The sequence below is a fragment of the Microbacterium petrolearium genome, assembly GCF_054782875.1.
This window is the reverse complement of record NZ_BAAGRQ010000007.1, coordinates 207,481-221,229: the sequence shown is the minus strand read 5'-3', so window position 1 is coordinate 221,229 and position 13,749 is coordinate 207,481. Positions and strand designations below refer to the sequence as shown.

Genomic DNA, 13,749 nt, shown 5'->3' with positions numbered 1-13,749 from the left:
CATCGCACTCGCCAGACGCCGCTCCGACGTCCTCTACGCCATGCTCCGCGACGGCACCCTCTACCAGCCACGCCTTCCCGAACCGGCCCTCGCCGCTTGACAAGAGACATAGGGGCACCCCCCACATCCGGCGAGACAGCATCCGCGCGCCGAGACAGCGTGCAGACGCCGCTGTCTCGGCGCCGGGTTGCTGTTTCGCGGTCGTAGGGTGGGAGCATGCACGGTGAGTTCAAGGTGCCAGGGGGCAAGCTCGTCGTCGTCGACCTCGACGTCGTGGACGGCAGGATCAGCGGTTTCCACCTGGCGGGCGACTTCTTCCTCGAGCCGGACGACGCGCTGCTCGACATCAACGCCGCCGTGAACGGCCTGCCCGACACCGCCGACGTGCCCCAGATCGCCGCCGCCGTGCGCGGCGCGCTGCCGGAGGGCGCGCAGCTGCTGGGCTTCACGCCGGAGTCGGTGGGCACCGCCGTGCGCCGCGCGCTCGTCACCGCCGCCGGCTGGCGCGACTTCGAGTGGGAGATCGTCGACGACCCCGCCGTCTCGCCCATGATGAACCTCGCGCTCGACGAGGTGCTCACCGAGCGCGTCGGCGCCGGCGAGCGCAAGCCCACGCTGCGCATCTGGGAGTGGGACGAGTCGGCCGTCGTCATCGGATCCTTCCAGTCGTACCGCAACGAGGTGGATCCGGATGGCGCGGCGAAGCACGGCTTCCAGGTCGTCCGCCGCATCTCCGGCGGCGGCGCCATGCTCATGGGCGCCGAGCAGATCATCACGTACTCGCTCTACGTGCCGGCCTCGCTCGTGGCGGGCCTGACGTTCGCCGACTCGTACGCCTACCTCGACGACTGGGTGCTGCAGGCGCTGCGCTCGGTCGGCATCGACGCGACGCACCAGCCCCTCAACGACATCGCGAGCCCCACCGGCAAGATCGGCGGCGCGGCGCAGAAGCGCCTCGCGAACGGCGGCGTGCTGCACCACGCCACGCTCAGCTACGACATCGACGGCCAGGTGCTGACCGAGGTGCTGCGCATCGGGCGCGAGAAGCTCAGCGACAAGGGCACGGTCTCGGCCGCCAAGCGGGTGGATCCGCTGCGCAGCCAGACGGGCATGCCCCGGCGGGCGATCATCGACCGGTTCATGGAGACCTTCGCCGCCTACACGGGCGCGACGCGCGGATCCGTCTCGGCCGCGGAGTACGCGGCCGCCGAGGAGCTCGTGCGCACCAAGTTCTCGACCGACGCCTGGCTGCACCGCGTGCCCTGAGCGCGCGGGCGTGTCGGCGCCGCATCGGGGCGGGTCGCGTCCCTGCCGACCGCCGTGCGGGAGTAGCGTGAGCGCTATGCGATTCGGAACCTTCATCCCGCAGGGCTGGCGCTTCGACCTGGTCGGCATCGACACCGCCGAGCAGTGGAACACGATGAACGGGCTGGCACAGCGTGCCGACGCCGGCCCGTGGGAGTCGATCTGGGTCTACGATCATTTCCACACCACGCCCGTGCCGAGCGCCGAGGCGACGCACGAGGCCTGGACGCTCATGGCGGCGTTCGCCGCCTCGACGAGCCGCGTGCGGCTGGGGCAGATGTGCACGTGCATGAGCTACCGCAACCCGGCCTACCTGGCCAAGGTCGCGGCGACCGTCGACCACGTCTCGGGCGGCCGCGCCGAGATGGGCATCGGCGCCGGATGGTACGAGCACGAGTGGCGCGCGTACGGCTACGGCTTCCCCGACGCGCCCGCCCGCCTGCGCATGCTGCGCGAGGGCGTCGACATCATGCAGCAGGCATGGCTCACCGGCAAGGCCACGCTCGACGGCGAGTTCTACCAGGTGGACGGCGCGATCGTGCAGCCGCTGCCGCTGCAGGACGGCGGCATCCCGTTCTGGATCGCCGGCGGCGGCGAGAAGGTGACGCTGCGGATCGCGGCGCAGTACGCCTCGTACACGAACTTCGCCGGCGGCGATCCGGAGGTGTTCCGCGCCAAGAGCGAGATCCTGCGCGGCCACACCGACCGGATCGGGCGCGACTTCGCCGAGATCACCCGATCGAGCAACTTCAACACGGTGATCGGCGAGACCGAGGCCGAGGTCGAGGAGCGGCTGCGCGCGATCGAGGCGCGCCTGGCCCCGCACCTCGGCGACACCCTGGAGCGCATCATGGGTGAGTACCGCGCCCCCGGCGCCCTCGTGGGCACCGTCGAGCAGGTCACCGAGAAGCTCGCCGCGATCGGCGAGCTCGGCATGGACTACGCGATCACGTACTTCCCCGAGGCCGCCTACGACACCTCGGGCCTCGAGCTGTTCGAGCAGAAGGTGATCCCCGCGCTGTCCTGAGCGCGCCGGACGCCGCCGCGCAGAGGAGCGACCCTCTCCGCGGCGGCGTCCGCTGAGCGCGGCCGGTTCGTCGTCCTGAGACGTATCGGATGTCCGAGGCGCCGCCTACCCTGGGCCCCATGGAGACCTCCACGCCCTCGGGCGACGCGTCGCGCCCGCCCACGCACCCCGGCGACGGCGCGGCCGCGCCGCCCGTCTCGCACGACCCCACCGGTCAGGCCGTCGTCGTCCCCGCCGACGGCTTCCGGCGCTTCCTCCACGTGCTCGTCAACACGGCCGTGGCGAACGTCACGACGAGCTTCCTGTGGTTCGCGCTGACCTTCTGGATCTACGCCGAGACGCGCAACGTCATCGCGACCGGCGTGATCGGCGGCGCGTACATGCTGTTCGTCTCGCTGTTCAGCATGTTCTTCGGCACGCTCGTCGACCGCTTCCGCAAGAAGCCCGTCATGGTGTGGGCCACGCTCATCGCGCTGATCGTGTTCGTGCTCGACTCCGCGTTCTTCTTCGTCGTCGGCGAGGGCGCCATCACGGATCTCACGGGGCCGGCGTTCTGGATCTTCGCGGTCGTCATGCTCGCCGGCGCGGTCGTCGAGCAGCTGCGCAACATCGCGCTGTCGACCACCGTGACGCTGCTCGTGCCCGACGAGCGCCACGCCAACGCGAACGGGCTCGTCGGCACGGTGCAGGGCCTCGCGATGCTCGTGACGAGCGTCTTCAGCGGGCTCTCCGTCGGCTTCCTCGGCATGGGGTGGACGCTCGTGATCGGCGTCTCGGCGCTCGCGCTCACGATGCTCCACCTGCTCGCCCTGCAGATCCCGGAGCGCCGGGTGGTCCGCACGGAGCAGCAGGTGAAGTGGGTCGACATCCGCGGCGGATGGCTGGCGGTGATCGCGGCGCCCGGCCTGTTCGCCCTCGTGCTGTTCACGACGCTCAACAACCTCGTCGGCGGCGTCTACATGGCGCTCATGGACCCGTACGGCATCGACCTGTTCGGCGTGCAGGGCTGGGGCATCTGGTTCGCCGTCGCCTCGACCGGCTTCATCGCGGGCGGCGCGCTCATCGCCTCGCGCGGGCTCGGCAGGAAGCCGATCCGCACCATGCTCGTCGTCGCGGTGCTCATCGGCGTGATCGGGGCCCTGTTCGGCATCCGCGAGTGGGGCTGGCTCTTCATCGGCGGCATCTGGCTCTACATGGCGCTCGTCCCCGCGATCGAGGCGGCCGAGCAGACGGTGATCCAGCGCGTCGTGCCCTACGAGAAGCAGGGCCGCGTGTTCGGGTTCGCCATGACCTTCGAGGCCGCCTCGGCGCCGATCACGGCGCTGCTCATCGCGCCGATCGCGGAGCTGTTCGTCATCCCCTACATGCGCACCGGCGAGGGGCAGCGGCAGTGGATGTGGCTGCTGGGCACCGGCGAGTCGCGCGGCATCGCGCTGATCTTCGTGATCGCGGGTCTCGTGTGCACGGTGCTCGCGCTCCTCGCCTTCCTCACCCCGCAGTACCGCCTGCTCTCGAGGCAGTACGAGGCCAGCGCGCCGAAGGAGGGCGAGGCCGGAGAGGCGGCGGCGCCGGTGGAGGGCGAGGCGGCCGCGGGTGCGGCGGCGGTGTCCGACTCGGGAGCAGGTCGCAACGCGCGGGTGCACGATGCGGAGACCGACGGCATCTAATGTCGGATGCGGGAGGTGGCCGGTGATGTCCGACGGCGCACGCGAGGCGGGAGACGACTGGGGCCAGGGGTGGTCGGCGGACGATCCGACGAGCCAGCCCGAGACGCTCGTGGCGCGCACGTTCGGCACGATCCCGAACCTCGCGGCGCTCGTGCTCGGCGTCCTGATGGGCGTGGGCGGATTCGCGCTCGCGCTGGAGCCGGAGCCGCTCGGCAACGTCGGGTTCTTCGTCTTCGCGTTCGCGCCGGCGATCTTCATCGTCGTCGTCATCCTGCCCGCACTGGTGCTGCGGCAGGAGAGGACCGAGATCACGCTCGTGCGCCTGCTCGTCGTGCCGCTGCTCGGTGGTGCCGTCGTCGTGCTCGCGGTCTGGGTGCTCACCGTCGTTGCGATGCTGTTCCCCGGCGTGTACGCCCTGGCGGAGGGCGCGGGCTCGCTGTGGGTCGAGGGCGGGGCCAGCACCTGGGTTCAGGCGCTCGTGCTCAACCCGCTCCTGCTCATGCTGGGCGGCCTGGGCGCCTACGTCGTCGTCGTGTTGTTCGTCGTTCTGCCCGTGCTGTCGTTCACCCGGCCCGAGGTGGTCCTCACCGGGACCGCCTGGGCCGACGCCGACGAGGAGCGCAAGGCGCGCATCGCGCCGCTCGTCTTCTGCGGCCTCGCCGCCGTGCTCGCCGTCGCCGGCCTCATCGCCTGGGCGAACATGTGACACGATGATGGCCCGGGCGGTGAGCCCGGGCCATCATCGTCGAGCGCGCGTCAGGCGCGCGTCACCTGCACGACCGAGGGGCGGGGGCCGCCCCACTTGCCGCCCTCGAGGGTGCCGGCGGGCACGTAGTCGGGGAAGTAGGAGTTCTGCGCCTCCCACGATCCCTCCTCGCCCGGGTGCTGGACGGCGACGAAGACGCTCTGGTCGCCGTCGTGGATCACGGGGCCACACGTCTCGGCGTCGCGCGGCACCGCCAGGAACTGCTGCACGTTGCCGCGCTCGGCGCCCTCGAGCGGCACGCGGAACAGGCCGTCGTTGTAGCCGATCGTGCCCGGCTGCCCGTCGGTCGAGATCCACAGGTTGCCCCCGGAGTCGAACGCGAGGTTGTCGGGGCACGAGATCGGCGAGACCTTGTCGGCCGGGAAGCCGGCGAAGTACGTCAGCGCGTTGGTGGCCGGGTCGCCGGCGAGGATGAGGATGCTCCAGCCGAACGTCGTCGCCGTCGCGTCCTCGCCCGCCTCGGTGATCTCGACCACGTGCCCGTCGCGGTTGACGTTGCGCGGGTTCACCTCGGTGGCGCCCTCGTTCGATCCGGTGCCGCGGTTGGTGTTGTTCGTGCAGGCCACGTACACCCGGCCGCTGCGCGGGCTCGGCTCGACGTCCTCGCAGCGGTCCATCTTCGTGGCACCCACGGCGTCGGCCGCGAGGCGCGTGAAGACGAGCACCTCGTCGGTCGTCATGCCGGGCACGACGCTCTCGTCGTCGATCACGAGCGGCAGCCACTCGCCGGCGCCGTCGAACTGGCCGTCGGACGGCAGCGCGCCCGTTCCCGTGATCTCCTCGACGGGCGAGTCGCCCGTGAAGCGCGCGACGTACAGGCTGCCGCTCGAGAGCAGCGTCTTGTTGTGCGCCCGCGCCTTGGCGCTCTTGCCGGGACGGAACCTCTCGCGCGAGACGAACTTGTAGAGGTAGTCGAAGCGCTCGTCGTCGCCCATGTACGCCACGGCGTGGCCGGAGCTCGAGATCGTGACGTTCGCGCCCTCGTGCTTCATGCGGCCCATGGCGGTGTGCTTCACCGGCGCCGCGCTCGGGTCCTCCGGGTCGATCTCGACGATCCAGCCGAAGCGGTGCGGCTCGTTCTCGTAGCCGGGCTGGCGGGCGTCGAAGCGCGCGTCCACGGCCTCCCAGCCGTAGCTCGACGCGCTGGGCGTGATGCCGTACCGGCGGGCGCCGGCCGCGGCCACGGAGTCGCCCTCGTTGTCGGCGCGGAAGTAGCCGTTGAAGTTCTCCTCGCCCGAGAGCACGGTGCCCCACGGGGTGGTGCCGCCGGCGCAGTTGCCGAAGGTGCCGAGGATCGTGCGGCCGGCCGGGTCGTCCTTCGTCTTGAGCAGGTCGGATCCGGCGGCCGGCCCGTCGACGGCGAACGGCGTGCTCGCCGTGATGCGGCGGTTGCGCGGCGCCCCCACGATGTACGACCACGGCGTGCCCTTGTGCTTGCGCTGCAGCTCGACGACCGACATGCCGTGGGCGGCCATGGTCACCCGGAGCTGCTCGAGGCGCTCCTCCTCGCTCGCGGCCGGCGGGAACATGATCGGCGCGTTCGTGTACTCGTTGTTCGCCACGAGCACGGCGCTCTTGCCGTTCGGGTGGGCGATGATGTCGAGGTAGTCGCAGTTGTAGCCGAACTGCCTGGCCTGCTTCTGCGCCGTCTGCGCGTGCGGGTCGAAGGCGTCGGCGGCGTCGAAGAGCGGGTCGCCCCAGCGGATGATCGGGTCCCAGCGGAAGCCCTCCGGCACCGTGAACGCGTCGACCGTGTACGGCACGGGCGCGATGGGCGTGAAGCCGAACGCCGCGCCGCCGCCGCTGCCGACCTTGGCGGCCGAGGCGGGCTGGCCGCCGGTGAGCAGGTTCGCGCCGATGACCACCGCCGCCGCGGCGGCGGCGCCGCCGGCGAGGGCCGCGCGGCGGCTGAGCACGGCGTCGGCGATGTCGCGGAAGTAGCCGTTCTCGCTCGTGTTCGGCGCGGGGTGGAAGCACGCGTTGTCGCACTTGTAGAGGCACGTCACGGCGCTGCGCTTGCCGTGGGTGCGGCCGCTCATGAGCAGGGTGAGCAGCGGGCGGCGCTCGGGCGTCGGCGTGCCGGAGCCGTCGTCGGTGGCGGAGTTCGAGGGGGGATCCAGGAGAAGGCTCATGGGTCCTCAACGTGGCCGCGGATTCTTAGATAAGGGGAACATGAGAATGAACGGATCGTGAACCGGGTCTGGACGGCGCGTGCTTCGCGTGTCGACTCCCCGTTTGCTCTCCGGGCATGCTCGGTCACCGCGCTCATCCCCCCGGTGAGAGGCGGAGAGGTGCGGCGCGCCGACGATCCGCAAGGGGTTGCGACAGGACGCGCGGGACGGGGCAGGATGGGGCGCATGGTGTTCAGGAAGCGCTCCGCCCCGCCCGCCCCGGCCGTCGTGCCGCCGCAGCCGCCGAGCCGCGCGCGCGCCGCCTGGTCGGACGGGCTCGGGCTCTTCGCCACCCGCGCCATCCAGATCATCACGGTCGTCATCCTCGGCGCGGGCCTCGTGTGGGGCCTGCAGTCGCTCACGCTCGTCGTGATCCCGCTCATCCTCGCCCTGATCTTCGCGGCCGCGTTCGAGCCGCTCATGCGGCGCATGCGCGCGCGCATGCCGTCGGTGCTCGCCACCGTGCTGCTGCTGCTGACCATCGTGCTCGTGATCGGCGGGCTGGGCTGGGCGATCGTCGCGCAGGTGAGCAACCAGGCCGCCGACCTCTACGCCAGCGCCCAGCAGGGCGTGCAGCAGGTGATCGAGTGGGTCAACACCCTGCCGTTCGCGCCCTCGCAGGATCAGATCAACGAGTGGATCGCGGCCGTGCAGGAGTTCGTCACGAGCGCCCAGTTCGGCTCGAGCGTGGGCAGCGGCGCCGTCGCCGGCTTCGGCGTCGTGGCGAACTTCGTCACCGGCTTCGTGCTCATGGTGGTCGTGCTGTTCTTCTTCCTCAAGGACGGCCCGGAGATCTGGGCCTTCCTGCTGCGCCCCTTCGAGGGCGAGTGGTACGGGCGCATGCGTCGCGTCGGCAACAAGACGATCGACACGCTCGGCGCGTACGTGCGCGGCACCGCGGCGGTCGCGGCGGTCGACGCGATCGGCATCGGCACCGGCCTGTTCATCCTGCAGGTGCCGCTGGCGCTGCCGCTGACGCTGGTCGTGTTCCTGCTCGCGTTCGTGCCGATCGTCGGCGCGACGGCGGCCGGCATCCTCGCCGCGCTCGTCGGCCTGGTGGACGGCGGGCTCTGGACGGCCGTGATCATCGTGATCATCGTCGTGGTCGTCAACCAGCTCGAGGGCAACTTCCTGCAGCCGGTGCTCATGGGTCGCGCGCTGAAGCTGCACAGCCTCGTCGTGCTGGTCGCACTGACGATCGGCACCGTGCTGTCGGGCATCCTCGGCGCGGTCCTCGCCGTGCCGCTCGCCGCGGTGGCGTGGGGCATCGTGCAGGTCTGGGACGGCCCCGACCTCCCCGCCCGCTGGGCCCGCCGCAAGCCCCGCCGCTGACGGGGCCGGGCGCCGTCAGCGGCGAACCCGCGCTCGATCCGCGAACCCGCCCCGGATCGGGCGCGGGCTGGCGGAACCGGTGCGGGTTCGGCGGGAAGGGCGGCGCTCAGCCCTTGAAGGCGGCGTCGATCACGGCGCGGGCCTCCTCCTGCACCTGCGCGAGGTGCTCGGGCCCGCGCAGCGACTCGGCGTAGAGCTTGTAGACGTCCTCGGTGCCCGACGGGCGCGCGGCAAACCACGCGTGCTCGGTCTGCACCTTGAGCCCGCCGATCGCCGCGCCGTTGCCGGGGGCGTGCGAGAGCTTCGCCGTGATCGGCTCGCCCGCCAGCTCGGTGGCCGCGACCGACTCGGGGGAGAGCGCCTTGAGCGCTGCCTTCTGCTCCCGCGTGGCGGGGGCGTCGACCCGCGCGTACGACGACGCGCCGAACCGCGCCTCCAGCTCGGCGTAGCGCTGCGACGGCGTCTTGCCGGTGACGGCGAGGATCTCGGCGGCCAGCAGGCACAGCAGGATGCCGTCCTTGTCGGTCGTCCACACCGATCCGTCGCGGCGCAGGAACGACGCGCCCGCCGACTCCTCGCCGCCGAACGCGACGGATCCGTCCAGAAGCCCGGGAACGAACCACTTGAAGCCGACGGGCACCTCGACGAGCCGCCGCCCGAGCGACTCGGCGACGCGGTCGATCATCATCGACGAGACGAGCGTCTTGCCGATCGCCGCATCCCCCCGCCACTGCGGGCGATGCGCGTAGAGGTAGTCGATCGCGACGGCCAGGTAGTGGTTCGGGTTCATCAGCCCGGCGTCGGGCGTGACGATGCCGTGCCGGTCGGCGTCGGCGTCGTTGCCCGTGATGAGGTCGAACTCGTCGCGGCGCGCGACGAGCGAGGCCATGGCGCTGGGGGAGGAGGGATCCATCCGGATCTTCTCGTCCCAGTCGAGCGTCATGAACCGCCACGTCGGGTCGACGTCCGGGTTCATCACCGTCAGCTCGAGGCCGTAGACCTCGGCGATGAGCTGCCAGTACTCCACCGACGCGCCGCCGAGCGGGTCGGCGCCGATCCGCACGCCGGAGGAGCGGATCGCGTCCATGTCGATGATCGTGGCGAGGTCGCGCACGTAGGCGTCGCGGAAGTCGTAGCCGGGCAGCGCATCGGCGTCGAGGTCGGCGAAGCGCACGCGGCGCACGCCCTCGAGACCGCCCTCGATCAGCTCGTTCGCGCGCGCGGCGATCCACTCCGTCGCGTCGGCGTCGGCCGGGCCGCCGTGTGGCGGGTTGTACTTGAACCCGCCGTCGGTGGGCGGGTTGTGGCTGGGCGTCACGACGATGCCGTCGGCGCGGGCAGGATCGGCGGCATCGCGGCCGCGGTTGTGCGTGAGGATCGCGTGGCTGAGCGCCGGGGTGGGCACCCACGAGTCGCGGGCATCGATCCGCAGGTCCACGCCGTTGGCGACGAGCACCTCGATGGCGCTGCGCTCCGCCGGCAGCGAGAGGGCGTGCGTGTCGCGGCCGAGGAACAGCGGCCCGGCGATGCCCTCGCGGTTGCGGTAGTCGACGATCGCCTGGGTCGTGGCGAGGATGTGCTGCTCGTTGAAGCTCGCACTCAGGCTCGAGCCGCGGTGTCCGCTCGTGCCGAAGGCGACGCGCTGGCCCGGCACGGCCGGGTCGGGCGCCACGTCGTAGTACGCGCCTATGAGCTCGTCGATGTCTGCGAGATCGGAGGGCTCCGCGGGCTGTCCTGCACGGCTCGTCATTCCTCCAGTCTGCCAGGCGTCGTTACCCGACGGTTATGCATCCGGTGTGGATCGTCGTGTGCTGTGACTTCGTCTGCTGAATGGCGGGGTTCTTCGGTCGCTTCGTGGCGGGGTCAGGTGACACCGATGACCAGGGTGCTCTGTGCGGCTTCGATGACGTCGTTGGTGATGGTGTCGAGTTCGTTGATCTTCAGGACCCGCTGGATCTGGGGGAAGAGGCGTTCGAGGAGCCGGAAGTTGCCGCGGGTGATCCGTGCGATGGCTGCGATGGCTTGGGCGTCGGTGAAGTCGTCGGGGTCGAGGGTCTTGCCGAGGGATCGCCAGTGTCGCTCGAGGACGAACTGAACCGGCCTGGGTTTCGTTCCTATCGGTTTCCCTGTCCGGCGGTCGCCGGGGCATGCGATCTGGGCTGACGCCTGTGACCGAGTGTTCAGTGCGCGCTGTATAGTTCAGTCCATGCTGACTATTGCTTCGCGTCTCGACGTGATGAACCGCCTGGGTCGTGCACTGGCCGACCCCACTCGATCCCGGATCATCTTGACCCTGCTCGACCATCCCGCTTACCCGGCGGAACTGGCCCGAGATCTGGACCTGACACGCCCGAACGTGTCCAACCACCTGGCATGCCTGCGCGATTGCGGGATCGTCGTCTCCGAGCCCGAGGGTCGTCGGACACGATATGAGATCGCCGATTCGCACCTGGCGCAGGCGCTGACGGCACTGGTCGATGCCACCCTGGCAGTGGACGAAGACGCCCCGTGCATCGATCCCGCCTGCTCGCTTCCCGGATGCGACGCAGCTGGGGAGGGCGCATGATCCTCACCTCGGTCTTGCAGGCGATGGGCCTGTTCGCAGCGACCAACATCGACGACATCATCGTGCTCTCCCTCTTCTTCGCGCGAGGGGCAGGCCAGCGCGGCACTACCGCCCGCATTCTGGCCGGCCAGTACCTCGGATTCGCCGGCATCCTCGGTGCCGCGGTCCTGGTGACCATCGGTGCCGGAGCATTCCTGCCCTCGGCAGCCATCCCGTACTTCGGTCTCATCCCTCTGGGCCTCGGCCTCTGGGCCGCATGGCAGGCCTGGCGCGGAGACGATGACGACGATGACGACGAGGCCAAGGTTGCCGGCAAGAAGGTCGGCGTGTGGACAGTCGCAGGCGTCACCCTTGCCAACGGCGGCGACAACATCGGCGTCTACACCCCTGTCTTCCTCAGCGTGGAACCTCTCGCAGTAGTCGCCTACTGCATCGTCTTCCTCGCGCTCGTCGCGGTCCTGGTGGCCCTGGCAAAGTTCGTCGCCACCCGCCCCCCGATCGCCGAAGTGCTCGAACGCTGGGAGCACATCCTCTTCCCCATCGTTCTCATCGGCCTCGGCATCGTGATCCTCGTCAGCGGCGGAGCCTTCGGACTCTGACGTAGCGGCAGCGATCCAAACGGCCCCGACCGGGCGCACCCCTCTCGGTTCAGACCGCGACACCTACCTGCAGCCAGTCCTGCGTGATCGCGGCAACAAGACCGCCACGGAGCGCTGCAAAAACCCCGCCACCAAGCGAACGAAGCCACAGTCGTGTGCGCACGCGGCATCCGGAGGCCGGGATACGCTGGCGTCCATGTCGATCGAGCCCGGTGAGCGTCGCGTCTACAGCTATCTCGGCCCCGCCGGCACCTTCACGGAGACCGCCCTCGAGCAGGTGCCCGAGGCGCGCGGGCAGGTGTGGAAGCCCGTGCACAACGTGGGCGAGGCGCTCGGCGACGTCGCCTCCGGCGCCAGCGACGCCGCGATGATCGCCATCGAGAACACCGTGGAGGGCGGCGTCTCGAGCGCGCAGGACGCCCTCGCCGACACCCCGGGCCTGCGGATCGTGGGCGAGTACCTCGTGCCCGTCACCTTCGTGCTCGTCGCGCCGCGCGGCACCCGCCTGACGGATGTGACCGACATCGCCGCGCATCCCGTGGCCTACGCGCAGTGCCTCGAGTGGCTGGGCGCGCACGTGCCGGGCCACCGATCCGTCGTCGCCGGCAGCAACGTGGCCAGCGCGATCGGCGTGCTGGACGGATCCCTCCCCGCGCAGGCGGCCATCGCCGCGCCTGGCGTGGTCGGGCGCTACGACCTCGACGTGCTGGCGGAGAACATCGGCGACAACGAGCACGCCGTCACGCGCTTCGTGCTCGTGACCCGCACGGTCGCGCCGCCCGAGCCGACCGGCGCCGACAAGACCTCGCTCGTGGCCGAGCTGCCCGCCGAGCAGCCGGGCGCGCTGCTCGAGATGCTCGAGCAGTTCGCCACGCGCGGCATCAACCTCAGCCTCATCCAGTCCCGCCCCATCGGCGACCGGATGGGCCGGTACCGCTTCGTCATCGACGCCGACGGCCACATCCGCGACGAGCGCATGGCCGACGCGCTCATGGGGCTCAAGCGGTTCAGCCCGAAGGTGATCTTCCTCGGCTCGTACCCCCGGGCGGACCGCAAGATCGTGCAGTATCCGGATCGCTACGCCGACGAGGCCTTCGCCGACTCGCGCGACTGGCTGCGCGGCCTCCTCTCGGGCGAGCCCGCCGACTGAGGATCCGCCCCTCGCGCGTCAGCCGAGCGCGGCGGCGAGCAGCTCGAGCGTCTGCACGCGGCCCTCGGGGGCGTCGAGCGGCTCGCTCGCGTACGAGCCCGCGACCGCCGAGACCATGATCTCGTCGACCTCGTGCGTCGCGGCGAACGCGCGCAGCTGCGCGGCGGCGTCGTCGGGCGTGCCGATGATCCAGCGGCTCATCGTCTGCTCGATGAGCGACTGCTCCAGGGCGTCGGGCTTCTCGGCGAGCGCCTCGTCCACCGTCTCCATGGGGCGCATCGGCTTGTTCGTGCGCATCCGCGCGAACTGGCGCGCCTGCGGCAGGGCGCGCTCCCGCGCCTCCTCCGCGGTCGGGGCGACCACGACGTTGGTGGTGAGGAACGACTTCGGCGCGGGCCGGGCCTCGCTCGCCTGGAATCCGCTGCGGTAGAGCGCCATGGCGCGCTCGAGGCCGTCGCCGGCGAAGTGGTTGGCGAAGACGTACGGCAGGCCGAGCTGGGCGGCCAGCTGCGCGGAGTAGTCGCTCGATCCGAGCAGCCACACCTCGGGCACATCGGTGGCGGCGGGGGTGGCGCGCACCTGGTACTCACCGCCTGAGACGAAGCGCACGGTGGCGCCCTCGGGGCTCACGAGCGAGACGATGTCGGTCACGTGCTCGGGGAAGCGCTCGACGTCGCTCGTCGTGCCCGAGCGGCGCAGCAGCTGCGTGATCACGGGGTCGCTGCCGGGCGCGCGCCCGATGCCCAGGTCGATCCGGCCGGGCGCGAGCGCGGAGAGCGCGGCGAACTGCTCGGCCACGATGAGGGGGGAGTGGTTCGGCAGCATGACGCCGCCCGATCCCACGCGGATCCGCTCGGTCACGCCCGCCGCGGCGGCGATCAGCACCGGCGGGGCGGTGGAGGCGACGGCCGGCATGTTGTGATGCTCCGCGAACCAGTAGCGCCGGTAGCCCAGCTGGTCGGCGCGTCGCGCCATGGCCATCGAGGCGGTCACCGCCTGCGCGCTGGTCTGCCCGGTGCGCACCGGCACCAGGTCGAGGACGGACAGGGCCGGGTTCGCGTTCTCGCTCATCATGTCGTCCAACCGCGCCGGCCCCGCCGGCATTCCCCGCTGCACAACGAAGGAGATCGCAGCGCATCGGGCGCGGATCCGACCATTCCGACCCT

At 71.0% G+C, this 13,749-nt stretch carries 11 protein-coding genes and 1 pseudogene; 8 read left to right on the top strand and 4 right to left on the bottom strand.

Features of this window, described 5'->3' with window-relative positions; genetic code table 11:
- Positions 1 to 216 precede the first annotated feature (216 nt).
- The 4 genes from ACYVJ0_RS08010 to ACYVJ0_RS07995 all read left to right on the top strand — a co-directional run bounded on the left by ACYVJ0_RS08010 (position 217) and on the right by ACYVJ0_RS07995 (position 4,705).
- Complete coding sequence (locus tag ACYVJ0_RS08010; protein WP_460817127.1) at positions 217 to 1,266, top strand: lipoate--protein ligase family protein; 1,050 nt, start codon at positions 217 to 219, stop codon at positions 1,264 to 1,266.
- Between the two features lie 76 nt (positions 1,267 to 1,342).
- A complete protein-coding gene (locus ACYVJ0_RS08005; protein WP_449853889.1) occupies positions 1,343 to 2,332 on the top strand; it encodes an LLM class F420-dependent oxidoreductase in 990 nt (329 codons plus the stop codon).
- Positions 2,333 to 2,451: 119 nt separating this feature from the next.
- Positions 2,452 to 3,999: an MFS transporter gene (locus tag ACYVJ0_RS08000; RefSeq protein WP_460817125.1), complete on the top strand. Its 1,548-nt coding sequence runs from the start codon at positions 2,452 to 2,454 to the stop codon at positions 3,997 to 3,999.
- Between the two features lie 25 nt (positions 4,000 to 4,024).
- Positions 4,025 to 4,705 (top strand): hypothetical protein, encoded by a 681-nt coding sequence (locus ACYVJ0_RS07995; protein WP_460817124.1) that lies wholly within the window; start codon positions 4,025 to 4,027, stop codon positions 4,703 to 4,705.
- 50 nt (positions 4,706 to 4,755) lie between these two features.
- Here ACYVJ0_RS07995 and ACYVJ0_RS07990 read toward each other — a convergent pair whose 3' ends face one another.
- Positions 4,756 to 6,897 (bottom strand): PhoX family protein, encoded by a 2,142-nt coding sequence (locus tag ACYVJ0_RS07990; protein ID WP_460817122.1) that lies wholly within the window; start codon positions 6,895 to 6,897, stop codon positions 4,756 to 4,758.
- 225 nt (positions 6,898 to 7,122) lie between these two features.
- Between ACYVJ0_RS07990 and ACYVJ0_RS07985 the strand changes: the two genes are divergently transcribed.
- A complete protein-coding gene (locus ACYVJ0_RS07985) occupies positions 7,123 to 8,268 on the top strand; it encodes an AI-2E family transporter (RefSeq protein WP_460817121.1) in 1,146 nt (381 codons plus the stop codon).
- A 106-nt stretch (positions 8,269 to 8,374) separates the two neighbouring features.
- Here ACYVJ0_RS07985 and pgm read toward each other — a convergent pair whose 3' ends face one another.
- Positions 8,375 to 10,018: a phosphoglucomutase (alpha-D-glucose-1,6-bisphosphate-dependent) gene (gene pgm, locus ACYVJ0_RS07980; protein WP_460817120.1), complete on the bottom strand. Its 1,644-nt coding sequence runs from the start codon at positions 10,016 to 10,018 to the stop codon at positions 8,375 to 8,377.
- A gap of 113 nt (positions 10,019 to 10,131) precedes the next feature.
- Positions 10,132 to 10,359 (bottom strand): annotated as a pseudogene (locus ACYVJ0_RS07975) (AAA family ATPase); the annotation flags it as partial.
- A 115-nt stretch (positions 10,360 to 10,474) separates the two neighbouring features.
- On the opposite strand from ACYVJ0_RS07975, the gene cmtR reads away from it, so the two are divergent.
- From cmtR to pheA, 3 genes are all read left to right on the top strand, one after another.
- Positions 10,475 to 10,834 (top strand): Cd(II)/Pb(II)-sensing metalloregulatory transcriptional regulator CmtR, encoded by a 360-nt coding sequence (gene cmtR / locus ACYVJ0_RS07970; RefSeq protein ID WP_006590980.1) that lies wholly within the window; start codon positions 10,475 to 10,477, stop codon positions 10,832 to 10,834.
- A complete protein-coding gene (locus ACYVJ0_RS07965) occupies positions 10,831 to 11,433 on the top strand; it encodes a cadmium resistance transporter (RefSeq protein WP_016997609.1) in 603 nt (200 codons plus the stop codon). Before cmtR ends, ACYVJ0_RS07965 begins: the two co-directional genes overlap by 4 nt.
- Before the next feature lie 196 nt (positions 11,434 to 11,629).
- Positions 11,630 to 12,583, top strand: coding sequence for a prephenate dehydratase (gene pheA, locus ACYVJ0_RS07960; protein ID WP_449853883.1), 954 nt, complete (start codon positions 11,630 to 11,632; stop codon positions 12,581 to 12,583).
- 18 nt (positions 12,584 to 12,601) lie between these two features.
- Here pheA and ACYVJ0_RS07955 read toward each other — a convergent pair whose 3' ends face one another.
- Positions 12,602 to 13,654 (bottom strand): LLM class flavin-dependent oxidoreductase, encoded by a 1,053-nt coding sequence (locus tag ACYVJ0_RS07955; RefSeq protein WP_460817118.1) that lies wholly within the window; start codon positions 13,652 to 13,654, stop codon positions 12,602 to 12,604.
- Between the last annotated feature and the right edge of the window lie 95 nt (positions 13,655 to 13,749).